Annotated in this window: 22 protein-coding genes and 1 pseudogene; 14 read left to right on the top strand and 9 right to left on the bottom strand. The window is 69.9% G+C overall.

Features of this window, described 5'->3' with window-relative positions; translation table 11 throughout:
* Nucleotides 1–25: 25 nt before the first annotated feature.
* On the bottom strand, nucleotides 26–307 hold the full coding sequence (locus ABZV38_RS31665; RefSeq protein WP_356331876.1) for a hypothetical protein: 282 nt from the start codon (nucleotides 305–307) through the stop codon (nucleotides 26–28).
* Between ABZV38_RS31665 and ABZV38_RS31660 the strand changes: the two are divergent.
* Nucleotides 306–668: pseudogene (locus tag ABZV38_RS31660) on the top strand (FAD-dependent oxidoreductase); the annotation flags it as partial. The gene ABZV38_RS31665 and the pseudogene ABZV38_RS31660 sit on opposite strands and share 2 nt — an antisense overlap.
* 522 nt (nucleotides 669–1,190) lie before the next feature.
* On the opposite strand, the gene ABZV38_RS31655 reads toward ABZV38_RS31660, so the two are convergent.
* Complete coding sequence (locus tag ABZV38_RS31655; protein WP_356331886.1) at nucleotides 1,191–1,385, bottom strand: hypothetical protein; 195 nt, start codon at nucleotides 1,383–1,385, stop codon at nucleotides 1,191–1,193.
* 134 nt (nucleotides 1,386–1,519) lie between these two features.
* Nucleotides 1,520–2,197: an AIM24 family protein gene (locus ABZV38_RS31650; protein WP_356331875.1), complete on the bottom strand. Its 678-nt coding sequence runs from the start codon at nucleotides 2,195–2,197 to the stop codon at nucleotides 1,520–1,522.
* Between the two features lie 82 nt (nucleotides 2,198–2,279).
* Between ABZV38_RS31650 and ABZV38_RS31645 the strand changes: the two genes are divergently transcribed.
* The 5 genes from ABZV38_RS31645 (at nucleotide 2,280) to ABZV38_RS31625 (ending at nucleotide 7,418) form a co-directional block, all read left to right on the top strand.
* Nucleotides 2,280–3,065, top strand: a complete 786-nt coding sequence (locus ABZV38_RS31645) for a peptidyl-tRNA hydrolase (RefSeq protein WP_356331874.1) — start codon at nucleotides 2,280–2,282, stop codon at nucleotides 3,063–3,065.
* 187 nt (nucleotides 3,066–3,252) lie between these two features.
* Nucleotides 3,253–3,990: a DUF4142 domain-containing protein gene (locus ABZV38_RS31640; RefSeq protein WP_356331885.1), complete on the top strand. Its 738-nt coding sequence runs from the start codon at nucleotides 3,253–3,255 to the stop codon at nucleotides 3,988–3,990.
* A gap of 113 nt (nucleotides 3,991–4,103) precedes the next feature.
* On the top strand, nucleotides 4,104–5,474 hold the full coding sequence (locus ABZV38_RS31635; RefSeq protein WP_356331873.1) for a DUF692 domain-containing protein: 1,371 nt from the start codon (nucleotides 4,104–4,106) through the stop codon (nucleotides 5,472–5,474).
* A gap of 5 nt (nucleotides 5,475–5,479) precedes the next feature.
* Nucleotides 5,480–6,526, top strand: a complete 1,047-nt coding sequence (locus ABZV38_RS31630; protein WP_356331872.1) for a TIGR04222 domain-containing membrane protein — start codon at nucleotides 5,480–5,482, stop codon at nucleotides 6,524–6,526.
* A gap of 103 nt (nucleotides 6,527–6,629) precedes the next feature.
* Nucleotides 6,630–7,418, top strand: coding sequence for a TIGR04222 domain-containing membrane protein (locus ABZV38_RS31625; RefSeq protein ID WP_356331871.1), 789 nt, complete (start codon nucleotides 6,630–6,632; stop codon nucleotides 7,416–7,418).
* 292 nt (nucleotides 7,419–7,710) lie between these two features.
* Here the strand turns inward: ABZV38_RS31625 and hemQ are convergent, their stop codons facing one another.
* Together hemQ and hemG are read right to left on the bottom strand one after the other, a co-directional pair.
* Entirely contained in the window at nucleotides 7,711–8,424 is a 714-nt protein-coding gene (gene hemQ / locus ABZV38_RS31620) for a hydrogen peroxide-dependent heme synthase (protein ID WP_356331870.1), read from the bottom strand.
* 4 nt (nucleotides 8,425–8,428) lie between these two features.
* Nucleotides 8,429–9,904 (bottom strand): protoporphyrinogen oxidase, encoded by a 1,476-nt coding sequence (gene hemG, locus ABZV38_RS31615; protein WP_356331869.1) that lies wholly within the window; start codon nucleotides 9,902–9,904, stop codon nucleotides 8,429–8,431.
* Nucleotides 9,905–10,031: 127 nt separating this feature from the next.
* Between hemG and ABZV38_RS31610 the strand changes: the two genes are divergently transcribed.
* The 3 genes from ABZV38_RS31610 (at nucleotide 10,032) to ABZV38_RS31600 (ending at nucleotide 12,778) form a co-directional block, all read left to right on the top strand.
* On the top strand, nucleotides 10,032–11,039 hold the full coding sequence (locus ABZV38_RS31610; RefSeq protein ID WP_356331868.1) for a DUF4349 domain-containing protein: 1,008 nt from the start codon (nucleotides 10,032–10,034) through the stop codon (nucleotides 11,037–11,039).
* Nucleotides 11,040–11,085: 46 nt separating this feature from the next.
* Nucleotides 11,086–12,468: an FAD-dependent oxidoreductase gene (locus ABZV38_RS31605; RefSeq protein ID WP_356331867.1), complete on the top strand. Its 1,383-nt coding sequence runs from the start codon at nucleotides 11,086–11,088 to the stop codon at nucleotides 12,466–12,468.
* A gap of 76 nt (nucleotides 12,469–12,544) precedes the next feature.
* Nucleotides 12,545–12,778 (top strand): hypothetical protein, encoded by a 234-nt coding sequence (locus tag ABZV38_RS31600; RefSeq protein WP_356331866.1) that lies wholly within the window; start codon nucleotides 12,545–12,547, stop codon nucleotides 12,776–12,778.
* 34 nt (nucleotides 12,779–12,812) lie between these two features.
* Here ABZV38_RS31600 and hemE read toward each other — a convergent pair whose 3' ends face one another.
* A complete protein-coding gene (gene hemE / locus ABZV38_RS31595; protein ID WP_356331865.1) occupies nucleotides 12,813–13,886 on the bottom strand; it encodes a uroporphyrinogen decarboxylase in 1,074 nt (357 codons plus the stop codon).
* Between the two features lie 92 nt (nucleotides 13,887–13,978).
* On the opposite strand from hemE, the gene ABZV38_RS31590 reads away from it, so the two are divergent.
* From ABZV38_RS31590 to ABZV38_RS31570, 5 genes are all read left to right on the top strand, one after another.
* Nucleotides 13,979–14,638 carry a DUF3000 domain-containing protein gene (locus ABZV38_RS31590; protein ID WP_356331864.1) on the top strand — a complete coding sequence of 220 codons (660 nt, stop codon included), beginning with the start codon at nucleotides 13,979–13,981 and terminating at the stop codon, nucleotides 14,636–14,638.
* 258 nt (nucleotides 14,639–14,896) lie between these two features.
* A complete protein-coding gene (locus ABZV38_RS31585) occupies nucleotides 14,897–15,559 on the top strand; it encodes a response regulator transcription factor (protein ID WP_024488613.1) in 663 nt (220 codons plus the stop codon).
* A gap of 117 nt (nucleotides 15,560–15,676) precedes the next feature.
* Nucleotides 15,677–16,954 carry a ribonuclease D gene (locus ABZV38_RS31580; protein ID WP_356331863.1) on the top strand — a complete coding sequence of 426 codons (1,278 nt, stop codon included), beginning with the start codon at nucleotides 15,677–15,679 and terminating at the stop codon, nucleotides 16,952–16,954.
* Nucleotides 16,955–17,247: 293 nt separating this feature from the next.
* Nucleotides 17,248–18,468, top strand: coding sequence for an acetyl-CoA C-acyltransferase (locus ABZV38_RS31575; RefSeq protein WP_356331862.1), 1,221 nt, complete (start codon nucleotides 17,248–17,250; stop codon nucleotides 18,466–18,468).
* A 73-nt stretch (nucleotides 18,469–18,541) separates the two neighbouring features.
* Complete coding sequence (locus ABZV38_RS31570; protein ID WP_356331861.1) at nucleotides 18,542–20,671, top strand: 3-hydroxyacyl-CoA dehydrogenase NAD-binding domain-containing protein; 2,130 nt, start codon at nucleotides 18,542–18,544, stop codon at nucleotides 20,669–20,671.
* Between the two features lie 93 nt (nucleotides 20,672–20,764).
* On the opposite strand, the gene ABZV38_RS31565 is transcribed toward ABZV38_RS31570, so the two are convergent.
* From ABZV38_RS31565 to ABZV38_RS31555, 3 genes are read right to left on the bottom strand one after another with little or no spacing between them, the layout of a single operon-like run.
* Nucleotides 20,765–22,159 (bottom strand): GDSL-type esterase/lipase family protein, encoded by a 1,395-nt coding sequence (locus tag ABZV38_RS31565; protein WP_356331860.1) that lies wholly within the window; start codon nucleotides 22,157–22,159, stop codon nucleotides 20,765–20,767.
* A gap of 21 nt (nucleotides 22,160–22,180) precedes the next feature.
* Entirely contained in the window at nucleotides 22,181–24,277 is a 2,097-nt protein-coding gene (locus tag ABZV38_RS31560) for a glycosyltransferase family 4 protein (protein WP_356331859.1), read from the bottom strand.
* Nucleotides 24,274–25,269, bottom strand: coding sequence for a stealth family protein (locus ABZV38_RS31555; RefSeq protein WP_356331858.1), 996 nt, complete (start codon nucleotides 25,267–25,269; stop codon nucleotides 24,274–24,276). The genes ABZV38_RS31560 and ABZV38_RS31555 overlap by 4 nt, the downstream gene beginning before the upstream one ends.
* Nucleotides 25,270–25,405 lie beyond the last annotated feature (136 nt).

The following is a 25,405-nucleotide window of genomic DNA, read 5'->3' as shown; positions in this document are numbered from 1 at the left end:
CCCGTACCGGACCGGTCCGCGGCGCCTACCAGTTGGTGAAGGACCCGTCCGTCGTGCGCAGGTGCGGTCGCTCGGCGGCGGAGGCCTGGTACTTCCGGGCCTCGTCCCGGTCGATGACGACGACGATCCCCGGCAGGTCGCTGCGCTCGACCCGCCCCGGGACGACCGTGGGCCGTTGCGCGAAGAGCGCGGCGATGGCCGGCTCGGGGTCGGTCTGATGCTCCTGGATCGCCACATAACTGTGGTCGGTCATCCACGGCATCTGGGACCACATCAAGAACTCGGGGAAGTTCGACTCCGAGAACATGACGCTGGAGTGGGTGGGGTCGCTGCCCGGCAAGCGCGAGTACCGGCGCTTCCTCGGCGACTACGTCCTCCACCAGGGCGACATTCTCGGCCAGACCGAGTTCGCCGACCGGGTCGCCTTCGGCGGCTGGTCCATCGATCTGCATCCGCCGCAGGGCATGTACGCCGCGGAGTCCGGCGCCAAGCAGCGTTACGCGGACGGCATTTACCACATTCCGTACCGCAGTCTGTATTCGGTGAACACGTCGAACCTGCTCTTCGCCGGGCGCAACATCTCCGCCAGCCATGTCGCGTTCGGCTCGACCCGGGTCATGGCGACCTGCGCCACGATCGGGCAGGCTGCGGGCACGGCCGCCGCGCTCTGCGCCGCGGAGGGTGTCACCCCGCGCGAGCTGGAGGTCGCGGCACTCCAGCGGACGCTGCTGCGGGAGGACGCCTCCGTCATCGGTCTCGCCTCGACGGACCCGGCCGATCTCGCGCTGCGCGCCACCGCGACGGCCTCGTCCACCCTGACCGCGCTCACCGTCGAGACGCCTCAGGAGCGGTGGCCCCTGACGGCGGACGCGGGTCTCGTGCTGCCGGCCGACCCGGAGCTGACCGGTCTCCAACTGCTCGTCGACGCCGAACGGGGTACCGAACTCGTCATCGAGCTGTACGACCCGGAGCTCGGCCAGAACTACGTCCCCCGCCGCCTCGTCTCCACGTCCACGGTCCAGGTCGCCGCCGGCGAGAAGCAGTGGGTCGAGACACCACGGCGGCGGCGAGGATCGTCGTCGGGGCAACCAACGGAGCCGCGTCGGCACACATCGTCGCCGTGCGCGCATACGCGTAGGAGCACGAGAGTGGTCACAAGAGTCCTGGTCACCGGTGCGTGGACAGAACACCTAGCCCGAGCAGGCCGTGCGCTGGGCCTCCTGCCACTCGCAGACCGGGCAGAGGGTGATTCCCTTGACCGACTCCGGATACTCGGTGGGCTTCCGGCACAGCACGCACTCGGCATACGGAGGTTCCGATTCCGGTGTGCCGGAGGCCACCGTGGTCGGCCTCACGCCGGGCGTCTCGCAGTACGACTCGTCCATGCGCACGAGCCTACTCACCCGCGCAGCGAAGTGAGCCGGCAGACGACCGTCCCCACCGCGGCGGCCACAGCAGCGGCGCAGATCAGCGGCAGGACGGGAACGTGGACCGCAGCGGCGGCCCACCCCGGTCAGGTTCAGTTGGCCGAGGCCTTCTCGGGCTTGAGCTCGCTGGGCCGTACGATCACGAATCCCTCGCCGTCCAGCCTCAACTGGACGGCCTCCCCGGAGCCGCCGCGGATCATCGAGCCGAAGCTCTGCGAGCGGTGCAGCGACGTGGTCAGCTGGCTGCTCCAGCCGACCACGGCGTCCGTATCGACGCACACCGGCTGATGAGCTGTGACCGGGATCACTATGGGATGCCCCTCACACATCAGGCCGAGCTTGCCGTACCCGCTGAAGACGCTGTTGAAGATTCCGCCGCCGGTCATGCCGGCACCCTTCACCGTCTTGATCTCGTACGAGAGCGTGGCGTCGAAACACAGGACGTTGCGGCCGTTGATGGTGAGGACGTCGCCCTGCTCCATCTCCACGATGAAGCAGTTGGCGGCCTCGTGCGCGAACCACGCCTCGCCCTGGCCGCGGACCGCCATCAGCGGCAGCCCCTCTCCGGTGACAGCCCGCTTGAGCATGCCGCCGAGGCCCTGCCCCTTGCGCTCGAACTGCAGATCACCGCGGAAGGCGACCATCGACCCCTGGCGTGCGTGCATCTCGCCGTTGACGGCGTACTTGATGGACTTGGCGTTCTGCAAAGTCATTCCGGGGGCAGTTGCCGGCTGGACCATGTTCTCGCTGGAAAAGAGATCGCTCTTCATGCGGTGCATCCTCACCTGGAGCGATCCATTCCGCCAAGGAGCCGGGAAGCCCGGGAGAGGGGCGGCTGGCAGACTGGGACGAGTGAGCAGCAATGGCACCTCCCCGCCCCTGTCCCGGCCGGACTCCTCCGCCGGGTCGGACTCCCCGGCCCGGCCGGGCCCCGCGTCCATACCCGTCTCCCCGTTCCAGTCCGAGCGGAACAGCCGGGACGACGCCCCGCAGTACGTACTGCCGCTGGTCGTGCACATCGAGAAGACCGACCCCCCGGCCCGCACCGACGCACTGCGGACCGCCGCCCGCGCCGTCCTCGTGATGCTCTCCGACGAGCGGTCCGTCGGCGAGGGCGAGTGGGCGCAGGTCATCCGCGACTGGCAGGACGCGCGGATCCGCAAGGTCGTGCGGCGGGCGCGCGGCGCGGAGTGGCGAAAGGCGTCCGCCCTGCCCGGCATCACGGTCACGGGCGAGAGCGCCGAGGTGCGGGTGTTCCCGCCGGTGCCGCTGGACGGCTGGCCGAAGGAGCTGGCCAAGCTCCAGGTGTCGGGCACGGACCTGGCCGACCCCGAGCCGCCCGCCGCACCCGACCCGTCCGCCCCGGTGCTGTGGCTGAACCCGGAGCTCGGCATGTCCGCGGGCAAGGAGATGGCGCAGGCCGGGCACGGCGCGCAGCTCGCCTGGTGGGAGCTGTCGGAGACGGAGCGCAAGGCATGGCGCGAGGCCGGGTTCCCGCTCTCCGTCGCCACCCCGGACGCCGCCCGCTGGGCGGAACTCACCGTGAGTGGACTGCCGGTGGTGCGCGACGCCGGGTTCACGGAGATCGCCCCGGGATCCTGCACGGTGGTCGCCGACCATCCGGCGCTGCGTCGCTGAGTAACCGGCGCTGCGCCGCTCCCCGTCCGGCGTGGCGCCGTTGAACGCTCCGGTGCGCCGCTGCGTATCTCCCGATACTGCCGTAACCGGCACTACTGACCAGTATCTTGAACGATCAGTCAGGCGGCGGTCGTTGGAACCGGCAGCTGATTCGACGCCGTCACATCTCGGCCCGGGAGAAACCTTGTTGCGACGCATCAACGGAACGGCCCTCATCATCGCGGCACTTGTCGCCACGCTCGGCGCGCTCGCCTACCCCGTCTGGTCCTACGCCGACCGTTCCGGCACCGGTCAGGCCAATCTCAGCGCGTCGTCCGTCGCCACCCAGTGGGGTCCGCTCTCCGCGACCGACCGGGACTTCCTGGTGAGGGTGCGCCTGGCCGGGCTCTGGGAGCTCCCCGCCGGGCAGCAGGCCATCGAGCGTGCGCCGAGCGAGGCGGTCAAGGCCGCCGGGGACCATCTGGTGGTCGGGCACACGGATCTGGACCGCCGGGCCCGGGACGTGGCCGCCAAGCTCGGGGTGGAGCTGCCGAACCAGCCGACCGAGCAGCAGCAGGGCTGGCTGCGCGAGCTGACGGCGGCGAGCGGCGAGGACTACGAGCGCAAATTCGCCAATCTGCTGCGGTCCGCGCACGGCAAGGTCTTCGCTCTGGTCGCCCAGGTCCGGGCCACGACCCGCAATTCGCTGATCCGTCAGCTGGCGACCGACACCAACCAGACCGTGCTGGACCACATCACCATGCTGGAGGGCACCGGCTTCGTCGACTACGACGCGATCGCCCGCGACGCGGCGGCCGCGGCGACGGCCAGTCCGACCGGTCCGCCCCCGCCGGCCGGCGGGGTGGTGCCGCCCCAGCCGGTGCCCGCGGAGCCGACCGGTGACCAGTCGTTCACCTCGCGTCCGTCCACGATGCCGATGCCCTGATCCGGCCCGTTCGGGACCGGAACCTCAAATCCTGCTCTGAACGTCCCCCTCTTCGGATTGGCCACCGCCCGCCGGGGCCATTACCCCTGCACGGAGTGGAGGAGGGGGACACCATGGAGCTGGGCATCGGTATCGGTTGGCGGCCGGAGATCGCTGAGGCGGTGGAGGCACTGCCGGGGATCGACTGGGTGGAAGCGGTCGCGGAGAACCTCTGCATCGACCACCTGCCCGAATCCCTGGCACGGCTCCGGGCGCGCGGCGTGACCGTCGTCCCGCACGGCGTCTCGCTGGGGCTCGGCGGGGCCGACCGCCCCGACCCCGGCCGGCTCGCCGACCTCGCCGCCCGGGCCGTGCTGCTGGACACGCCGCTGGTCACGGAGCACATCGCATTCGTGCGGGCCGGGGGGCCGCGCACCGCGTCTCCCCGGCTCGAAGCGGGCCATCTGCTTCCCGTACCGCGGACCCGGGAAGCGCTGGACGTCCTGTGCGAGAACGTGCGGATCGCGCAGGACTCGCTGCCGGTGCCGCTGGCGCTGGAGAACATCGCGGCGCTGATCGCCTGGCCCGGCGAGGAGCTGACCGAGGGCCAGTTCCTGGCGGAGCTGGTCGAGCGCACCGGGGTCCGGCTGCTGATCGATGTCGCCAACCTGCACACCAACCACGTCAACCGTGGCGAGGACCCCGCGAAGGCGCTCGACGAACTGCCGGTGGAGGCGATCGCGTACGTCCATGTGGCGGGCGGCGTCGAGAAGGACGGCGTCTGGCACGACACGCACGCCCACCCGGTGACCCGGCCCGTCCTGGACGTACTCGCCGAACTCCGCTCCCGGGTCGGCCCGCCCGGCGTTCTGCTCGAGCGCGACGACGACTTCCCGCCGGCGGAGGAACTGGCGGACGAACTGACAGCGATCCGCGCCACGTTGGAAGCGGCGGGGAAGGCCCGGCCGGGCTCCGGGTCCGAGGCGGGGGCGCACGGCTACGGCTGCGTCGCCCCGGCTGCCTCCCCGGTCGAGCCCACAGACGGGGCCACCGCCACTGCCACCACCAGCGCTACCGCCACCAGCCGCGACACCGATGCCGCGCGCGACCGCGCCGCCGTCGCGCAGACCGCCTTGCTCTCCGCGCTCGTGGCAGGCACCCCCGCCCCCGAAGGCTTCGACCACCGCCGCCTCGGCATCCAGAGCCGTGCCCTGGCCGCCAAGCGGGCCGACGTCGTCGCCAAGGTGGCGCCCGAGCTGCCCGGGATCCTCGGAGACGGCTACCGGAACGCCTTCCTCGCGTACGCCAGGACCCGCCCCATGTCCGCCGGATACCGGCGCGACGCACTGGACTTCGCCGAGCAGCTGCTGCTCACCGGCCGGCCCGCGGACGACGCCGCCCGGCGTCGGCTGACCCGCTGGTGGCAGGACCGTGCGGCCGCCAGGCCGCCCCGTCGCGCCACCCGGCTGGTACGGGCCGCCCGCGCCACGCTCATCGGACGGTGACCGCCATGAACGTCGTCGCTCTGCTCGCGACGCTCGGCATCGTCGTCTCCTCGACACTCCTGATCACGGGGCTCGCCAAGGCCCGGCGCGGACCGGGTGGCCCCGTGCACGACCTCTACGAAGCGGCCTTCCTGAACGGCGGGCCCGGCAGGGTGGTGGACACCGCGCTCACCGCGCTGCAGACGGACGGACGCCTGGTGGTCGGCGGCCCCGGCATCGTCGCCGTCACGCGGCCGGTCGCCCACGATCCGGTGGAGAGGGCCGTGCTCCAGGCGCACGCCGCCGCCCCGAGCGGCGCGCTGCACACCCTGCGGGACGCGGCGATGCGGCACCCGGCCGTGCAGGAGGTCGGCGACGGACTTGCGGCCCGCGGTCTGCTGGCCGCACCGGAGACCACCCGGAAGTGGCGCCGCTGGGGCGTGTTCCAGGGGCTCGGCTGCCTGCTGGCCATTCCGGCCTCGTTCGCGGTGACGGTGGCTCAGTTCGTGGCGGAGAACGACCCGACCGACTTCTCCGTGCCCTTCGTCGTCAAGGTGCTCCCTGCCCTGGTCGTGGGTGTCCCGATCGGGCTGGTCTGCGCGGGCATGGCCCGTGCCCGGATCACCGGCGCAGGCCGGCAGGCGGCCCAGCAGTACCGCGCCGCCTACGCCGGCACCGCGGAGCCGGCCCATCTGGTGGCGACGCTCGGACTGCGTGCGCTGCCCGATCCCGTACTGCGGACACAACTGGTGACAGCGGCGCGGATGCGGACGACCGGCGGACGGCGGCCCATGTCGCCCTCGCACCTCTCCTCGTCCTCGTCCGGCAGTGACGACTACCTCATGGCGACGGCGTGGTGCGCCGGTTCGGGCCCGGCCGACTCCGGCTGCGGAAGTTCCAGCGGATCCCCGGGCGGCGGCGGAGGCAGCAACTGCGGAGGTGGCGGGTGCAGTTCAGGAAGCAGTTGCAGCTCCGGCTCCAACTGCTCCAGCAGCAGTGGTTCCAGTTGCTCCAGCAGCTCCGGCTCCAGTTGCTCCAGCAGCAGTGGTTCGAGCTGCAGCAGCAGCTCGTGAGAGGGCGGCGCGGCCTCCACAGCCGCTTCGGTCACCTCGGTCCACCGTCCGCATGGTGGACAGCCGTGGCGCTCCGCCATCCGCCTCGCATAGAAATCCCGACATGCTCTGGGTTCTGTTTCTGCTGGTCGCATGGGGTGCGGCGGCCCTGTCCTGTCTCCGGCTCTGTCTGGCCGCCGCGTCCGTCGACCGGGCGCGGGACCCCGGAGACGTCGAACTGACCCTGTACGAGACGGCGTTCCTGACAGGCGGCCCGCACCGAGTCGTCGACCTCGCCCTCGTCACCATGCATCTGCGCCGCCGTCTGCTGCTTGCCCACACCGGCTGGGCCACGGTCGTCGACCCCGAGGGCCGGGACGAGGTCGAGCGCACGGTGATCCGTGCCATCGGCCCGGAGGGGCAGTCGCCGATACCTCCGGTACGTTCGGCGACCGCCGCCGCCGATGCCGTACGCGCTCTCGCCGACCGCCTCGTCAGGGCGGGTCTGGCCCTGCCCGGCGGCGAACGGACGGACATCGCGTCGGCGGTGCGCGCGGTGCGCGGATCGGCCCTGCTGGCGGCCGTGATGGCGGGTGCCGCGCTGCTGTTTCCCGGCCAGGGGCGCGGGATCGGCAGCCCGGAGGCCGCCGAACTCGTCTGGTTCGGGCTGCCGCTCGTCCTGACGCTCGGCGCTCTGGCCATCGCCCGGATGGAGATCCATCCGTACAGTTCCTGGGCCTCCCCCACCGGGCAGCGGGTGCTGAATTCGGTCGCCGCCCCGGCGGGCGGCGCGGATCACGACGTCCTGACGGCGGTCGCCGTACGAGGTGTCCGTGCCGTCGGCGATCCGGCGCTGCGCGCCGCGCTCTCGGGTGGCGGCCACCCGGCGCATCCCCCGCACCAAGGTCACTGAATACAGCGCGGCAGGGATCGACGTCCCGCTCGACCATTCGAAGCCGTACGGCCGCCGCATCGCACTCCGGGCCCGCCGCGCTCCCAGGGAGCAGGTAACCGGCCCGCGCCGGAGGCCGAGGACGAGCGGGGAAGGACGTGTCACTCCCCCGCCCGTCCCGGGAACACCACAGGTCAGAGCCTACGGCGCGCCCGGAGCCGAACCCGGTGTCGCTGGAGCGGCGGGCAGCGCACAGCCGTGCGCCGGCGCCCGCCGTCTGATCTTCCGGGTTGGGGTGGTCGGAGCCCGCTCGCTACGCAAGCCCGGCCACCAGGTCTGCGACGGACTTCCTGCGGCCCGTGTAGAAGGGGACCTCCTCGCGGACGTGCATCCGCGCCTCGGAGGCCCGCAGATGACGCATGAGGTCGACGATGCGGTAGAGCTCGTCGGCCTCGAAGGCCAGGACCCACTCGTAGTCGCCGAGCGAGAAGGAGGCGACGGTGTTGGCGCGGACGTCGGGGAAGCTACGGGCCATCTTGCCGTGGTCCGCGAGCATCCGGCGGCGGTCCTCGTCGGGCAGCAGGTACCAGTCGTAGCTGCGCACGAAGGGGTACACGCTGATGTAGTTGCGCGGCGTCTCGTCGGCCAGGAACGCCGGGATGTGCGCCTTGTTGAACTCGGCGGGGCGGTGCAGCGCCATGTTCGACCAGACCGGCTCCAGCGCCAGGCCCAGCTTGGTGCGCCGGAAGAGGTTGTACGCCTCCTGCAGCTCGTCCGCCGTCTCGGCGTGCCACCAGATCATGACGTCGGCGTCGGCACGCAGGCCGGAGACGTCATAGGTGCCACGGACGGTGACGTCCTTGGCGGCGAGCTGGTCGAACAGCTCCTGGACCTCGTCGGCGTAACCGGCGCGGTCGGCGGGGAGCACATCACGAAGCTTGAAGACGGACCACAGCGTGTAGCGGATGACCTCGTTGAGGTCCTTGGCCTTCTTACCGGCGTTGGGGATCTTCTCAGGCGCACTCATACGGCTATTGTCCCGCCTCGCTCCGTGTGCCCTGAACCAGGGTCGCAGTGGTAATGATCTCTCCCGTGAGATCGGCGGCGATCTCGTCCGCGGCCCGGTGGGCACTGGCGATGCAGGCCGGGATGCCGACACCGTCGTACACCGCTCCGCAGACCCGAAGTGCCGGCAGCTTGGCGACCTCGTCGCGGATCCGGGCGACCCGCGTCAGATGGCCGACGGGATACTGGGGCAGGCCGCCGATCCACCGGGTGACCTCCGTGTCCACCGGCTTCGCGGTGAGACCGGTCGCCTCGGCGAGGTCGCGCAGCGAGACGTCGACGAGTTCGGTGTCCTCGCGGTGCAGGTGGTCCTCCTCGCCGTACCGGCCGACGGAGGTACGCAGGACGAACAGGTCGGGGGCGGCGTCGGCGACCCACTGCCACTTGTGGGTGGAGAAGGTGGAGGCCTTGATGGTGCGGCCGTCGACCGGCGGTACGAGGAAGCCGGAGCGCCCGTCGAGGGCGCCCGTGGCCAGAACGTCGGAGCGCCGGAACGCCAGGGTGACCAGCGCCATCGACGCGTACTCGACGCCCGCCAGCTCGACGGAGGCGGTCGCGGACTCGGCGGCGAGCAGCGTGGATGCGGACCAGGCGGGCGTGGCGAGGACGATGCCGTCGGCGGTGATCACCCGGGTGTCGGTGCGGATGTCCCAGCCGTCGGTGGTACGGGTCAGACCCAGCACGGGCGTGGCGGTGAGGATCTCGCCACCCCCGGCGCGCACGGCGTCGGCGACCGCGTCCGGCAGGGTGCCGATGCCGCCGTCGATGCCCTGGAAGACCGGGCCGGTCTGCTGCCGTGCCGCCGCCTGCCGCTGGATGCGCTGTACGCCGTCGAGCAGCGAGCCACCCTGCCGGGCCAGCTCGAAGAGCTGCGGGACGGCGGCGCGCATCGACAGCCGGTAGGCATCGCCCGCGTACACCCCGCCGAGCAGCGGTTCGACGAGCCGGTCGACGACCTCGCGGCCCAGCCGGTCCGCGACGTACGCACCGACCGCGACGTCGTCGCCGACGGCGGTCGGGGTGAGGTCCCGCTCCTGCGCGATACGGGCGAGGCCCTCCGGTGAGAGCACCCCGCCGAGCGCGGCGGGGTCGCCCGGCACGCCCATCACATGGCCCTTGGGCATGGGCCGCAGTTCGTTGCGCGTCCAGATCGACGCGGTGGCCGTGGCGGGCGGCTGAAGCCGGTCGCCGAGCCCGACGGCCCGCGCCAGATCGACCGCCTCCGGCCGTCTGGCCAGCATCGACTCCGCACCCAGATCGACCTGGGTACCCGCGATCTCACCGGTCATGAGCTTGCCGCCGAGCCGGTCGGTCGCCTCCAGGAGGGTGACCCGCAGCCCGGTGGCGAGGAGCCGGTGGGCGGCCGCGAGTCCGGCGATGCCGCCGCCGATGACGACGACATGACCCGTACCTGTGTCCACGCGGTTTATTGAACGCTGCATGCCTCCACTCTCTCAAACCTCTTTCGAGTCCCGAACGTGACCGCTTCGAAACCGGTAATGGGCAACCCGGACCCCGGTCCCGAACGTCGAACCGGCACCATCGATCACCCGCCCAGGGGGAGCAGTTATGCAGCCAGGCCGCCATCCGGACCACTCGTACACACACCGTTCGCGCACGGCTCTCGCCGCCGGAATGCTCGCCGCACTGCTCGCGCTGAGCGGCTGCGGAGCCGGCGACGGAGCCGGCAGCAGTGCCGACAACAAGAGCGCGCCGCGCGCCGCGGACGAGAACGCCGCGTCCTCCGCCGGACGCGCCGACTCCGCCGCCGGGGAGGCGGACCGTGGGTCCGCCGGCAGCGGGTCGGCCCAGTCGAAGAAGTCCCCCGCACTGTCCGCCTCCCATGTCATCCGCAAGGCCTCGCTCTCCGTGGAGGTGAAGAGTGTGCCGAGGGCGGTCGCGGCGGCCCGTGCGGCGGCGGAGAGTGCGGGCGGTCTGGTGTCGAGCGAGTCCACCGAGCGGATCGACGCCACGCACGAGATGTCGCACATCGTGCTGCGGGTGCCGCAGGGTGAGTACGACGCCGTGCTGCGGGAGCTGGCGGGCGGCGGGAAGCTGCTGTCCCGGACGTCGACGGCGAAGGACGTCACCGATCAGGTCGTCGACGTGGAGAGCCGGATAGCCACCCAGCGGGCGAGCGTCGCCCGGGTGCGGAAGCTGATGGACCGGGCCGACAAACTCGCCGATGTGGTCACCCTGGAAGGGGAACTGAGCAGCCGCCAGGCCGAACTGGAGTCGCTTCTCGCCCAGCAGAAGTCGCTGAAGGACCGCACCGCCCTGGCGACGATCACACTCAGTCTCTCCGAGCCGGAGTCCCCGTCGAACAGCAAGGACGACGACGATCCGGGGTTCGTGGACGCGCTCAGCGGCGGCTGGCACGCGTTCGTGACGATGGTGCGGTGGATTGCGATGGCGGTGGGTGCGGCGGCCCCGTTCCTGGCCACGGCGGCGGGGCTGCTGCTGCTCGGACGGCTGCTGCGCACCTGGCACGCCCGGCGCCGGGCGCCCCGAGAGCCCCAGGCGTCCCAGCCGGGTGAGCAGGCTCCCGCAGCACCTGAGGCTCCGACCGCCCCCTGAACGTCGTAGCGTGGACCTTCGGAGTTGACGTTCGAAGGGACCCGGTATGACAGCGGAGCGACTGGTGGTCATCGGCGCGGACGCGGCGGGCATGTCCGCCGCGTCCCAGGCCCGCAGGCTCAAGGGACCGGAGGAGCTGAGCATCGTCGCCTTCGAGCGGGGCCACTTCACCTCGTACTCCGCCTGCGGTATCCCGTACTGGATCGGCGGCGACGTACCGGAGCGGGACGACCTCATCGCCCGTTCGCCCGAGGAGCACCGGGCCCGCGCCATCGATCTGCGGATGCGCACCGAGGTGACGGAGATCGATGTCGCCGGGCAGCGGGTGCGGGCGCTCGACCGGGAGAGCGGGGAGACGTACTGGACCGGCTTCGACAAGCTGGTGATCGCGACGGGGGCCCGGCCGGTGCGCCCGGCCCTGCCCGGCATGGACGCGGCGGGGGTGCACGGGGTGCAGACCCTGGACGACGGCCAGGCGCTGCTGAACTCCCTGGACCGGGCGCCGGGGCGACGCGCGGTCGTCGTCGGCGCCGGATACATCGGTGTCGAGATGGCGGAGGCGCTGCTGAAGCACGGCTTCGAGGTGACAGTCCTCAATCGCGGCGAGCAGCCGATGGCGACGCTCGACCCCGACATGGGGCGCCTGGTCCACGACGCGATGGACGGGCTGGGCATCACGACAGTGAACCGGGCCGAGGTCACCAAGATCCTCACCGGCGCGGACGGCCGGGTGACCGCGGTCGCCACGAACGACGCGAGCCACCCGGCGGATGTGGTGGTGCTCGGCATCGGTGTCGAACCGGAGACGACGCTGGCCCGCGCAGCCGGCCTGCCGGTCGGCCCGCACGGCGGGCTGCTCACCGATCTGTCGATGCGGGTCGTCGGACACGACAACATCTGGGCGGGCGGCGACTGCGTCGAGGTTCTCGACCTGGTGGCGGGCCGCACCCGCCATATCGCGCTGGGCACCCATGCCAACAAGCACGGCCAGATCATCGGGGCCAACGCGGGCGGCGGCTACGGGACGTTCCCGGGGGTGGTTGGCACGGCGGTCAGCAAGGTCTGCGATCTGGAGATCGCCCGGACGGGGCTGCGCGAGAAGGACGCCCGCGCGGTGGGGCTGCGGTTCGTCACGGCGACGATCGAGTCGACGGGCCGGGCAGGCTACTACCCGGGCGCCCAGCCGATGACGGTGAAGATGCTCGCGGAGTACCGTACGGGCCGACTGCTCGGGGTGCAGATCGTGGGCCGGGACGGGGCGGCGAAGCGGGTGGACATCGCCGCGGTCGCGCTCACCGCGGGGATGACGGTGGAACAAATGACGGCGCTCGACCTCGGATACGCCCCGCCGTTCTCGCCGGTCTGGGACCCGATCCTGGTGGCGGCGCGGAAGGCGGTGACGGCGGTACGTCAGGGGGGCACCGTCTGACGTACCGACCGGCGCCGGTGGCAACACCGGCGCCTCCCCGTTCTACGATGCCCGCATCGTAGAACGGGGAGGCGCCATGTCCATGGTCGGGATCCTGCTGCTGGCCGTGGTGGTGGTCGGCGCGCTGGCCATCGGCATCGCGCTGCAGGACTGGCGTCCGCGCCACCGCTGGGCCGACCGGACCGGACGGGCCTGCCCGGACTGCGGGGGCTTGCGGATGCGGACCGTCGTCTCCGGCAACCGGCTGAACGGCATGCTGGAGTGCCGCGCCTGTCACCGTGTCTGGTCCCCGAACGCCGCCGGAGGCTGAGCCCGTACCGTACTGACGCCCTACGGGACAGCCCTCAACGGACGGTCTGCGTGTGTACGTACTCGACGAGCCGCGTCAGCGCGTCCGGGTCGGTCGTCGGCATCACGCCGTGGCCCAGGTTGAAGACGTGGCCCTCCAGGCCGGCGGCCGCGTCCAGCACCTCGCGCGCCTTCGCCTCCACCGTCTCCGTCGGCGCGAACAGCACCGCCGGGTCGAGGTTGCCCTGAAGCGCCTTGCCGGGTCCTACCCGACGCGCGCCCTCGTCCATCGGGACCCGCCAGTCGACGCCGACGACATCCGCGCCCGCCTCGCCCATCAGCCCGAGCAGCTCACCGGTGCCGACACCGAAGTGGATGCGCGGGACACCGTACGAGGCGACGGCGTCGAAGACCTTCACGGAGGCCGGCATCACGGAGCGGCGGTAGTCGGCGGGGGCGAGCGCGCCGACCCAGGAGTCGAAGAGCTGCACGGCCGAGGCGCCCGCCTCGATCTGTACCTTCAGGAACGCGCCGGTGATCTCGGCCAGCCGGTCGAGGAGCTCGGCCCAGAGCTCCGGCTCGCCGTACATCATGGCCTTGGTGCGCTCGTGGTTGCGGGACGGGCCGCCCTCCACGAGGTAGCTCGCGAGAGTGAACGGCGCACCGGCGAACCCGATGAGCGGCGTCGGGCCGAGCTCGGCGGTGAGCATGCCGATGGCCTCGGTGACGTAGTGGACGTCCTCCGGCGTGAGGTCGCGCAGCCGTGCCAGATCGGCGCGGGTCCGGATCGGGTCGGCGATGACCGGGCCGACACCGGGCTTGATGTCGAGGTCGATCCCGATGGCCTTGAGCGGGACGACGATGTCGCTGAAGTAGATCGCCGCGTCGACCTTGTGGCGGCGGACGGGCTGCAACGTGATCTCCGTGACCAGCTCCGGCATCATGCAGGAGTCGAGCATGGCGATGCCCTCGCGCACCTTGAGGTACTCGGGCAGCGACCGCCCTGCCTGACGCATGAACCAGACCGGCGTGTGCGGCACCGGCTCGCGGCGGCATGCCTTCAGGAACGCCGACTCATGGGTGGCGGCGGTCTTCGTCTGCTGGCCCGAGGGGCGATCGTTGGCACTCACGCACAGAATCTTCGCATGAAGTGGTAAGGAGCCGGGTCCGCGCCGGGTGTCCCTCCCTGCACGAGGCTCCGGTTCCGCCTACTCTTCCCCGCATGGCTCCGGCTCAGGGACAATTTTCCGAACAATCCGATGGCGCTGACAGCAAGGACAGTGCGGAGGGCAGTTCCGTCCCGCCCGCGTTCCGGTCGGCGGTGGAAGCGTTGCGCTCGGCGCGGCTCCGCCCCGAACTGGAAGTGGAGCCGACTCGGCCGCCCCAGCGTCTCGCTCCGTACGCGTACGCCGTGGAGGCGGCGGTCGTCGACGGCGAGGAGGATCTCGCGGACGGCCGCCTGGTGCTGCTCCACGATCCGGCCGGGCACGAAGCCTGGCACGGCACGTTCCGGCTGGTGACGCTGGTCCGCGCCGAGCTCGAGCCGGAGATGGCTTCCGACCCGCTGCTGCCGGAGGTGTGCTGGTCCTGGCTGACCGGTGCGCTGGAGGCGCGCGGTCTGTCGTACGGGGAGGCGGGCGGCACGGTCACCCGGGCAGGCTCGCACTACTTCGGTGCGCTGTCCGAGCGGCGCCCGGCGACGCAGATCGAGATCCGGGCGTCCTGGACCCCGCGCGAGGGGCGGGGCGGGGCGCCGGACACGGCGGCCCATCTGGTGGCGTGGGGGGACCTGCTGTGCCAGATCGCCGGTCTGCCGCCGTCGGGTCCGGCCGACGCGGCGGTAGTGACGCTGCCTCAGCGGCGCGGCCCGCAGGTTCCGTAGCCGGCCGCTGCGCTCCTCAGCCCTTGACGCAGACCGAAATCTAACGGTAACAATCCGTCACAGCCTTCGCACAGCCACCGGGATTCTTTTCGTACAATCGATCGCTCGTCCGATTTGCCCGAATTGTTACTCACTAAATCGTGATCTTCCTCTAAAGGAGGACGGGTCTGCTGCCGAAGAGGTCAATGACCCTTCAAGCACGGTTCGCCCCGGCTTCATCCCCGAGCCGGCCCGTCCCGCCACTCCCCAGGAGGCCTGGTGTCCGTTCTCCTCGAGCAGCCCGCAAGCCTGGTCGCCTACCGCCCGAACAAGCCGACGGCCATGGTCGTCGTGGCCGACCCGCGCGTCCGTTCCACCGTCACCCGCCATCTGTGGGCACTCGGAGTACGTGACGTCATCGAGGCGTCGTCCATCGCGGAGGCCCGTCCCCGCGTCGGCAACCCGCGCGACATCTGTGTTGCCGACGTCCATCTGCCCGACGGTTCCGGGCTGACCCTGCTGTCCGAAACCCGAGCCGCCGGCTGGCCGAACGGCCTCGCCCTCTCCGCCGCCGATGACATCGGCGCCGTACGCAATGCCCTCGCGGGCGGCGTGAAGGGCTATGTCGTCACCGGCACACGCACCAATATCGGCCACCCCACCCGCCCCGGCGTCGCTCCCATCGGCGCCAATGCCGCCCGTATGCACCGCCGGCCCCCCGGCACCCCGAGCCACCCGGGCGGCTACCGCGAACTGTCCGGCCGCGAGGTGGAGGTCCTCCGGCTGGTCGCCGAAGGGCAGTCCAACAAGGCCATCGGCGTCTCCATGGGGCTGTCCGCCCTGACCGTCAAGAGCCACCTCGCCCGCATCGCCCGCAAGCTCGGCACCGGAGACCGCGCCGGAATGGTCGCCGTGGCCCTGCGCACGGGCATCATCCACTGACCCCCGCACCCCGGCCGGCGGACAGATCGACACGGACCGGCTGGTTTACATTCATCGGCGCCCGTCGACGGAACGTTCCGTCGACGGGCGCCGTGCATACACAGATACCCTTGACACGTGACCGACGCCCAAGAGACCGCAGCAGACACTTCACTGCGAACCCCCGGGGGCGCTCCCCCGGCCGACGTCGCCCCGGCGCCGATCCCCTTGCTCGAACCTCGCGAGGGCATTCCCCCGGTGGTGGCCTCCGACGATGCCCTCGCCCAGGTGGTCGCGGCCTTCGCCGCGGGCACCGGCCCCGTCGCCGTCGATGCCGAGCGCGCATCGGGCTACCGCTACGGCCAGCGCGCCTATCTCGTACAGCTGCGGCGTGACGGCGCGGGCAGCGCGCTGATCGACCCGGTCGGCTGCCCCGACCTGTCGTCGCTCGGTGAGGCGCTGCGCGGCAGCGAGTGGATCCTGCACGCCGCCACCCAGGACCTGCCCTGTCTGCGTGAAATAGGGATGGCACCCACCGAACTCTTCGACACGGAACTCGCCGGACGGCTGGCGGGCTTCCCGCGGGTCGGCCTCGGCGCGATGGTCGAGAGCGTGCTCGGCTACGCGCTGGAGAAGGGGCACTCCGCCGTCGACTGGTCCACCCGCCCGCTGCCCGACCCCTGGCTGCGCTACGCCGCGCTCGATGTCGAGCTGCTGATCGATCTGCGCAACGCCCTGGAGGAGGAGCTCGACCGGCAGGGCAAGCTCGAGTGGGCGCAGGAGGAGTTCGACGCGATCGCCTCGGCACCGCCCGCTCCCCCGCGCAAGGACCCGTGGCGCCGCACGTCCGGCATGCACAAGGTCCGCCGCCGCCGTCAGATGGCGGTCGTACGGGAGCTGTGGAACGCCCGTGATCAGGTCGCTCAGCGCCGCGACATCTCGCCCGGCAAGGTCCTCGGTGACGCCGCGATCGTCGAGGCGGCCCTCTCGCTCCCGCCGAACGCCCAGGCGCTGACCACCCTGCCCGGCTTCGGCCACCGCATGGGCCGGCGTCAGCTGGAGCAGTGGCAGGCAGCCATCGACCGGGCCAAGGCGCTGCCCGAGGCCGAGCTCCCGCAGCCCGGCCAGCCCCTCACGGGCCCGCCGCCGCCGCGCTCCTGGGCGGACAAGGACCCGGCGGCCGCAGCCCGGCTCTCGGCGGCCCGCGCCGCGGTGTCGGAGCTGGCCGAGCGGCTGCACATGCCGCAGGAGAACCTGATCACGCCGGACACCGTGCGCCGGGTCTGCTGGGAGCCGCCGAAGGACCCGACGCCGGACGCGGTCGAGGACGTACTCACCACGTACGGAGCCCGGCGCTGGCAGATCGAACAGGTCGCGCCGCTCCTGCTGCGCGCCCTGACGTCGGCGACGGCCTGATCCCTCGCGCCTCCCCATTCGCACGACTTCTGTGTACGACGTTCCACGACGTCGTGCGACGAAAACGCCCCCGGCCGGTCGGCCGGGGGCGTTTTCGTCGGCCGGAAGGCGTCCCTGGGACGGTCGGGGATGAGCGGAATCACGCCAGGTTGCCCCCGCCCCGGCATGTGACCTTCGCCGCTCCCGCCGTGGGGGGTGGGCAGTCTGGTTACCCGCAAGTAGCATGATGGTGGCGGCGCGCTTCCGGGCGTGCCGCGCAGCAGTGCCATCCCGCACCCTGGAGGAGAGCCATCGTGCCTCGTACCATCCGGGACGTCGTCTTCGTCGACGGCGTCCGCACCCCGTTCGGCAAGGCGGGCCCGAAGGGCATCTACCACGAGACCCGCGCAGACGATCTCGTCGTGAAGGCCATCCGGGAGCTGCTGCGCCGCAACCCGGAACTGGACCCGGCCCGTATCGACGAGGTCGCCATCGCCGCGACCACCCAGATCGGCGACCAGGGTCTGACGCTGGGCCGGACCGCCGGAATCCTGGCCGGTCTGCCGCAGTCCGTCCCCGGTTACTCCATCGACCGCATGTGTGCGGGCGCCCTGACCGCCGTCACGTCGACGGCCGGTTCCATCGCCTTCGGCGCGTACGACGTCGTCGTCGCCGGTGGTGTCGAGCACATGGGCCGCCACCCGATGGGTGAGGGCGTGGACCCGAACCCGCGCTTCGTATCGGAGAAGCTGGTCGACGAGTCCGCCCTGTTCATGGGCATGACCGCGGAGAACCTGCACGACCGGTACCCGCAGATCACCAAGCTCCGCGCCGACGCGTACGCGGTCCGCTCGCAGGAGAAGGCCGCCAAGGCGTACGCCAACGGCAAGATCCAGCAGGACCTCGTGCCGGTCTCCGTGCGCCGCACCAACGCCGAGGTCGGCGAGACGGGCTGGGGCCTGGTCACCGCCGATGAGCCGATGCGTCCGGGCACCACGCTGGAGTCCCTGGCCGGTCTGAAGACCCCGTTCCGCGCCCACGGCCGCGTCACCGCCGGTAACGCCGCGGGTCTCAACGACGGCGCCACCGCCTCGCTGCTCGCCGCCGAGGACGTCGCCCGCGAGCTCGGCCTCCCGGTCAAGATGCGCCTCGTCTCGTACGCCTTCGTGGGTGTCGAGCCCGAGGTCATGGGGTACGGCCCGATCCCGTCGACGGAGAAGGCCCTCGCCAAGGCCGGTCTGTCGATCGGTGACATCGGCCTGTTCGAGATCAACGAGGCGTTCGCCGTTCAGGTGCTCGCCTTCCTCGACCACTACGGCATCGCCGACGACGACGCGCGCGTCAACCAGTACGGCGGCGCCATTGCGTACGGTCACCCGCTGGCCTCGTCCGGTGTGCGTCTGATGACGCAGCTGGCCCGCCAGTTCGAGGAGCAGCCGCAGGTCCGCTACGGCCTGACCACCATGTGCGTCGGCTTCGGCATGGGCGCGACGGTCATCTGGGAGAACCCGAACTTCGACGGAGGCAACGCGTGAGCGAGCGCAGCGAGCGAACAGACAAGAGGTGCAGCCTGAGCGAATGCTGGGCCGAGCGAAGCGAGGGTCAGGCATGAGCTCCACCACTGAGCTTCTGAAGGGCGCAGCCGAGCTGTTCCCGGGCGAGGTCGTCACGCAGGCGCACGTGCGCCACCTCGACCTGCCGGCGGGCGCGGGCAGGTTCGCCCTCATCACGCTGGACAACGGCCTGGACCACACCAAGCCGACCACCTTCGGACCGCAGTCGCTGGCGAACCTGGACGCCGCCATCGACCAGGTCGAGAAGGAGGCCGCCGAGGGTGCGATCGCCGGTATCGGCATCACCGGCAAGCCGTTCATCTTCGCGGTCGGCGCCGACCTCAAGGGCGTCGAGCTGCTGAAGAACCACGACGACGCGCTCGCCATCGGCAAGGGCGGCCACGACGTCTTCCGCCGCCTCTCCGGCCTCGCGGTCCCGACGTTCGCGTACTACAACGGCGCGGCGATGGGCGGCGGTGTCGAGGTCGGTCTGCACTGCTCGTACCGCACCGTCTCCAAGGCGCTGCCCGCGTTCTCGCTGCCCGAGGTCTTCCTCGGTCTGGTCCCCGGCTGGGGCGGCTGCGCCCTGCTGCCGAACCTGATCGGTGCCGACCGCGCGGTCTCGGTGATCATCGAGAACTCGCTGAACCAGAACCGGCAGCTGAAGGGCAAGCAGGTCTTCGAGCTCGGGATCGCCGATGCCCTCTTCGAGGGTGCGGACTTCCTGGAGCAGTCGCTGATCTGGACCGCGAACGTGCTGAACGGCACGGTCACGGTGGAGCGCCCCGAGGTCGACCGCGGTGACGCCTGGGACCAGGCCGTCGCCCGTGGCAAGGCCATCACCGACTCCAAGGTGCACGGCGCCGCCCCGGCCGCGTACCGCGCGCTGGAGATCATCGCCGCGGCGAAGGACGGCGACCTGAGCGCCGGATTCGACGCCGAGGACCAGGCCCTCGCGGACCTGATCATGGGCGGCGAGCTGCGCTCCGGGATCTACGCCTTCAACCTGGTCCAGAAGCGCGCCAAGCGCCCGGCCGGTGCCCCGGACAAGAGCCTGGCCCGCCCGGTCACCAAGGTCGGCGTCGTCGGCGCCGGCCTGATGGCCTCGCAGCTGGCACTGCTCTTCCTGCGCCGCCTGGAGGTGCCGGTCGTCCTGACCGACATCGACCAGGAGCGCGTCGACAAGGGTGTGGGCTATGTCCACGCCGAGATCGAGAAGCTGCTGGGCAAGGGCCGGATCAACCAGGACAAGGCCAACCGCCTCAAGGCCCTGGTCTCCGGTGTGCTGGACAAGGCCGAGGGATTCTCCGACGCCGACTTCATCATCGAGGCCGTCTTCGAGGAGATCGGCGTCAAGCAGCAGGTGTTCGCGGAGGTCGAGGCGGTCGCCCCGGCGCACGCGATCCTCGCCACCAACACCTCGTCCCTCTCGGTCACCGAGATGGCGTCGAAGCTGCAGCACCCGGAGCGGGTCGTCGGCTTCCACTTCTTCAACCCGGTCGCGATCCTCCCGCTGCTGGAGATCGTCCGCGGTGAGCAGACCGACGACGCCTCGCTGGCCACGGCGTTCGGTGTGGCGCGGAAGCTGAAGAAGACCGCGGTGCTGGTGAAGGACGCCCCGGCGTTCGTCGTCAACCGCATCCTCACCCGCTTCATGGGCGAGATCCAGAACGTCATCGACGAGGGCACCCCGGTCGAGGTCGCCGAGAAGGCCATCGAGCCCCTCGGCCTGCCGATGTCCCCGCTGGTCCTCCTCGAGCTGGTCGGCCCGGCCATCGGCCTGCATGTCTCCGAGACCCTGAACCGCGCCTTCCCGGAGCGTTTCACCGTCTCCGAGAACCTCGCGGCGGTCGTCAAGGCCGGTAAGCGCGGCTTCTACGTATACGACTCCGGCAAGCCGGAGCTGGACCCGGAGGTCGCCGCTCTCCTCAAGCAGGGCGATGTCGTCCTGTCCGAGGAGCAGGTCCGCGACCGCGTCCTGGACGCGGTGGCGCAGGAGATCGGTCTGATGCTGGACGAGGGCGTCGTCGCCGAGGCCCAGGACATCGACCTCTGCCTGATCACCGGTGCGGGCTGGCCCTTCCACCTGGGCGGCATCACGCCGTACCTGGACCGTGAGGGCGTCTCGGAGCGGGTGAACGGCAAGAAGTTCCTGGCGCAGGGCGTGGCGAGCGTCCCGGCGTAACTTCCTTCGCGCAGACGCCTATTTGCTGGCACGGGCCGTACAGGATTCCTCCTGTACGGCCCGTTTCGGTGTCCTGCTCCGATGGTCGTCAGATCACCATGCGCCGGTGAACGGCCGGTGCTCACACACCCCGCCGCATTCCTCGCGCGTGTGTCCCGCAGACCGGATCGGGCTGTTCTCCGGAATCCCGACAACCTTGAATCTGACCGTGACCGAAGGCGATTCCAGGGCCCCGAACAGCGCGATGACGTCCACAGCGTGATTGCCAGCCCGCCACCGATGCGGGTGCGTGAAAGCCCATTCGCCCTTCTCGTCAACCGCAGTCGCCCCGATCAGCACCCCACTCTCCAGCAGGACGATCTTTGTCGCACCCGGCTGGACCGATCCCGCGATGCGCACCCGGGGCGCGGTGAAACCGTCAGCCTTCGGCAACGTGATCGCGGGCGGGGGCACCTCGGAAATCACCGAGAAGTGGTGTTCGATCACCGGCGAACAACCGTCCTGACGAAGTCCGATGCACTGAACAACATGGTCGCCCGTTGTCCATTCGACCGCACGTCGCCAGAGCCACTGCCCGGCCCCACCCACCGCCGTACCGCCGATGTACTGTCCCTGCTCGAAAAAGAGCAGGTAATCCGTGCCCGGCGCGGCGACACCGGAGAGCTTGGCCATGGGACCCACCCGAGCACCGGAGGCCGGCTGGGAGATGGCAGGCGCCCCGCCGACCGGCGGCCCGTAGTGCAGCGCCGCTTCCGGGGACTGCACCGTGAACTCGTACGACACCAGAGGCAGACTCGGGGGTTCCACGAGCGAGGCAACATCCACGTCAGCGCTCGTCAACAAGTTCTGCTCGCAGAGGCCCGCAACGACATAGCGTGCGACCTCGTACGCGCCGAGGTGGTTCAGATGGGTCGAGTCGATCTTTCCGTCGGGATGCAGGGGGTGCACTCCCGCATCCACCCAGCAGAAGTACTGCCTAAGTCGCGTAGGACCGATCTTCGCCCAGAGTTCCGTGGTCACGCGGTTGAGATCCACCAGCGGCACCGCCCGCTCGACGGCGACATCGATCATGGCCTGCGGATAGGCGCCCATGGTGTTCTTCACATCGCCGCTCGCCGAGAATGCGTAGCGAGCCATCGGGGTCACCAGGACCGGCACCCCGCCCTCGCTCCGCACGTACTCCACGAAGAGACCGAGCAGCTCCCGGTATTCCGGGATCGGTACGTGTCGCATGCCATTGTGGATCATATGGTCCACGCACCCGAAGCCGATCAGAACCAGGTCGCCGGGGATCATCCGGTTGAGCATGGCCGGCAGCCGCTCGGTGAAGTACTTGCGCGTCGTCATCGCGCTCCGGGCATAGTTGGCTACTTCGATCGGGCCGACGAGCAGATCCTGGATCTTCTGCCCCCACCCGGCCATGGGGGCTTCCTCGTCCGTCCGAGGGGCTGGAACGGAATCCCCGAGGATAAATATCGTGCGTTTCATTTCATTCCCATGCATGGTCTTCTAGCGGTCGACGACGTTCATGGCCATCGCTCCGGACGTGGAGCAGTAGGGCCTCACTCGTACCGGCTTCGCAGGATGGACCATTGCAAAGTCCGACATCACCTCGCCGACGAGCGGTACAGCTGGATAGGCGTACGCCCCCTTCACATCGGGGAAGTCCTCGAGCAGATGGCAGACCCGGAACTTGCGCCGCTCCGCCGGGTCCGGCTGGAGCCACCAGTCCCAGTCCTCCCAGCGCTCGAGCCGGTGATCCACGACCTGCCTGAGCGGGGCCTCGACCCGGAAGGACGAATTGCCTTGGACCTGCACGGGGACCGCGAAGTTGGCCGGGTGCATACCGCGTCGGCTGGCGACGAACAGCGCGCCGGGCATGATCCGGCGCCCGCCGCACAGGACTCCAGCCACCGAGATCCGCCCGTCCGCCACGTCGATGGCCGTGCACTCGACATGATCGTCGCGCAGCACGGTACGGAGCATCAGCTTGCCGTTGGGCTGCGCGTACGGCAGGTTCCAGCCGACCGGCGCAGCGGAGGACTGCGCGATCGTGCCGGCCCGGGCGTCGATGAGCTTCCTGGTGTCCCGAATACCTGCCTTCATATGGACGTTGACGCCCTTGGCAGAGGACATGGTGACCCGCCACCGTCCGTCACCGAGCTCGTCGAGCGCCGAGGGAGTGAGGGCCGCGCTGTAGCGGGTTCCGCCGTTACTGAGAGGCTTCCGGACGGTGCGCAATGGCATGTCCGGAAGTCGCGTGCCGTCCGAAGGATTGTGTCGCAGTACGAACTGCCAGCGGTGCTTGCCGTCTTCGGGCCCGTCCACGGTGAACCGGAGCCAGCAGGCGTCGTCCGCCGTGACGTTCACGGTGGCCGCACCGATGGACAACGGAGGAACCGTTTGCAGGGCCGAGCCCGCATCCTGTGCGCGGGCAGGGCGACGGTAGTCGCGATCCGCACCGGCACGGCGCTTCGCCGCGTCCTCGAAGAGGTCGACATAACGGTCGGCCACGGCTTCGGGGTCGTACCGGGCGGAATTCCTCAGCGCGGCCGCACCCATGGCGCGGCGTAGCGGCTCGTCCGCCATGAGAGTGCGCAGCCCCTGAGCTATCGCCTCGCAATCCTCGGTTCTCACAAGGATTCCGTCCTCGCCGTGACGGAGGATCTCCCGGGGGCCGACGGGACAGTCGGTCGAGACCACAGGCAGACCGCACCGCATCGCCTCCACCAGGGTCATCCCGAACGACTCCGCGCTGGAGGTGACTGCCGCGATCGAGCCCTTGGCCCACTCCGACTCGATCGGCGAGAAGCCGCCCATGAGCAGCGCACGACCCGCGAGGCCGAGCTCAGTGACCAACGCGCGCAGCTTGGGGGCTTCGCCACCGTCACCGTAGATCCGCAGCTGCCAATCAGGGAATTCGTCCGCAAGCATACCGAAGGCGCGGATGAGCAAGTCGTAGCGTTTGATGTGATGTATGCGTCCTGCGCTCACCACCACCTTGTGGGCGCAGTCGGAAGGATCCACGGCTGGGCGTGGCACGCTGTTCGGGATCCCGACCACAGGAATGCCTGGGATCGGCGTGTTGTCGAGGAACGATCGCGCGTCGGCTTCCGTGACCGTGGTGATGGCATCGAGCCGTGGGTAGACACGTGACATCTCCGCCCGGACAGCCGGGGGAATGGCCAGATGGGTCATGTGTTCCTGAGCGACACGCAATGCTGAATCTCGAGTGAATGCGGCGACGAAGAGGTTCAGGCTGGGCCGGGTCCCGATGACGACATCGGCAGTCGTACGGCTCAGGTCCTGAATGTTGCGCTGATCGGTGAATTTGCTGTATTGCGCATAGAACTCTTCCTGACGTGGTACGACTTCACTCGGATCGCCGCTGCCCTGTGCAGTCCGGTCGGCGGATCCGGAACGCAAATCCACCAGGGCGCGCACGGTGATACGCGGCGAGATCTCGAACTTGGTCGCATTCGCCCGCCTGAAAACAGAGACGATCTCGACCTCATGTCGCACGGCCAGCGCCTCGGCGAGGTTGATGACCGTGCGGTTCGTACCGCCGATTCCGTAAATGTTGTTGATGAGGAAGGAGATCTTCATCGGATTTCATGCCCCTTCCGCTCGAACGGGCTCGGCACCGGGTAATAGGACGCCAGGAACTCATTGAGCATCACGGTCTGCCGGTTCACATCAAACGTGTCGGACACTGTGTCGTTGATGCAGAATGCCTGTCGGTCGCGCCGTGCCAGGAGAATTCCCAGCCGTCGCGCAATCTCAGGTTTCGCCAGATCAAGGTAGGCAAAACTGATGCTGGAGGGCACAGCACGCCCGGTGAAGTACGCGTAGTAGTGGTACAACGAGGACGGGATCGAGATGTCGGTCGCACTCCTGAAGCGACTGTGCGACGTGCTGTAGTGCGCTTCGGCGAGTTCCTGCTCCATCTCGTATAGAACGCTGCGGCGCAGGGCGTACGGAGCGTGGCGCAGCTTCTGCACAATTGCGGAGCCAAAATTCTCCAGGATTATCCTACGATTGTTCTTCCCTGCGGCATCGACGGGCCGGTCCCCCAGAGTCAGTTCCCACCGGGGCACCTGAGAGGGCGAGAAGAAGGTGCGGGTCATTCCGTTCGACAAGAAGAAATTCTGCGGCGTGACAGGGCAGCCGAGGAACATGTCGTCGTTGAAATACAGAAAGTGCTCAGAGAGCCCTTCTATGTGGTGCAGCTGGCTCTCGATCGCGTGGGAATTAAAAGTCGGCAGAGCTGTCGGGTCGCTGAATATCTCCGAGTGATCCACGACCGTGATGCGCGAGCTGCGGTCATTCAGCCACGTCGGCCGCTGACGGTCCGTGACCACGTAGATGTGCCGCACCCAGGGCGCATTCTGCTCCAATGCCCTGAGTGAGTAGAGGAGTTCGTCCCGACTGATGTAGCGAGCCGCGTTCGCGGATTCGCTGTGGTATCCGCCAGGCCCGAACGCATTGCGGCGCTGCTGCCATTCGGGGGCCGAACCGTCCACCCAGGTGTAGACGACATCGATAGGGAATCGTACGTCCTCGGGCAACACGTCCGCGCAGGCCGCGATGGTCCTCACCGAGCGCGTACGGCGAGTGTGCAGTGCCGCGAAGCCGGTCAGACACGGCAGCTGTAGATGCGGTCGTGTGACGCGTCGGTGCTGGCCAGCTGGGTGATGGGGCGCCTGCGGGCATGAGTACGGCCACCGTGATCAT

Source organism: Streptomyces sp. NPDC005181, assembly GCF_040608395.1.
Taxonomy (GTDB): domain Bacteria; phylum Actinomycetota; class Actinomycetes; order Streptomycetales; family Streptomycetaceae; genus Streptomyces.
The sequence above is the reverse complement of the archived record's forward strand: the minus strand, read 5'-3'. Positions and strand labels throughout refer to the sequence as shown.

Bases quoted from the DNA above. Each gene is read 5' to 3' on its own strand.
- ABZV38_RS31590 (WP_356331864.1), top strand. From the start codon at position 13,979: ATGGCTCCGGCTCAGGGACAATTTTCCGAACAATCCGATGGCGCTGAC.
- ABZV38_RS31560 (WP_356331859.1), bottom strand. From the start codon at position 24,277: ATGAAGATCTCCTTCCTCATCAACAACATTTACGGAATCGGCGGTACG.
- ABZV38_RS31600 (WP_356331866.1), top strand. From the start codon at position 12,545: ATGTCCATGGTCGGGATCCTGCTGCTGGCCGTGGTGGTGGTCGGCGCG.
- ABZV38_RS31665 (WP_356331876.1), bottom strand. From the start codon at position 307: ATGTTCTCGGAGTCGAACTTCCCCGAGTTCTTGATGTGGTCCCAGATG.
- ABZV38_RS31635 (WP_356331873.1), top strand. From the start codon at position 4,104: ATGGAGCTGGGCATCGGTATCGGTTGGCGGCCGGAGATCGCTGAGGCG.
- ABZV38_RS31605 (WP_356331867.1), top strand. From the start codon at position 11,086: ATGACAGCGGAGCGACTGGTGGTCATCGGCGCGGACGCGGCGGGCATG.
- ABZV38_RS31570 (WP_356331861.1), top strand. From the start codon at position 18,542: ATGAGCTCCACCACTGAGCTTCTGAAGGGCGCAGCCGAGCTGTTCCCG.
- hemG (WP_356331869.1), bottom strand. From the start codon at position 9,904: ATGCAGCGTTCAATAAACCGCGTGGACACAGGTACGGGTCATGTCGTC.
- ABZV38_RS31565 (WP_356331860.1), bottom strand. From the start codon at position 22,159: ATGAAACGCACGATATTTATCCTCGGGGATTCCGTTCCAGCCCCTCGG.
- ABZV38_RS31630 (WP_356331872.1), top strand. From the start codon at position 5,480: ATGAACGTCGTCGCTCTGCTCGCGACGCTCGGCATCGTCGTCTCCTCG.
- ABZV38_RS31650 (WP_356331875.1), bottom strand. From the start codon at position 2,197: ATGAAGAGCGATCTCTTTTCCAGCGAGAACATGGTCCAGCCGGCAACT.
- hemQ (WP_356331870.1), bottom strand. From the start codon at position 8,424: ATGAGTGCGCCTGAGAAGATCCCCAACGCCGGTAAGAAGGCCAAGGAC.
- ABZV38_RS31610 (WP_356331868.1), top strand. From the start codon at position 10,032: ATGCAGCCAGGCCGCCATCCGGACCACTCGTACACACACCGTTCGCGC.
- ABZV38_RS31625 (WP_356331871.1), top strand. From the start codon at position 6,630: ATGCTCTGGGTTCTGTTTCTGCTGGTCGCATGGGGTGCGGCGGCCCTG.
- ABZV38_RS31655 (WP_356331886.1), bottom strand. From the start codon at position 1,385: ATGGACGAGTCGTACTGCGAGACGCCCGGCGTGAGGCCGACCACGGTG.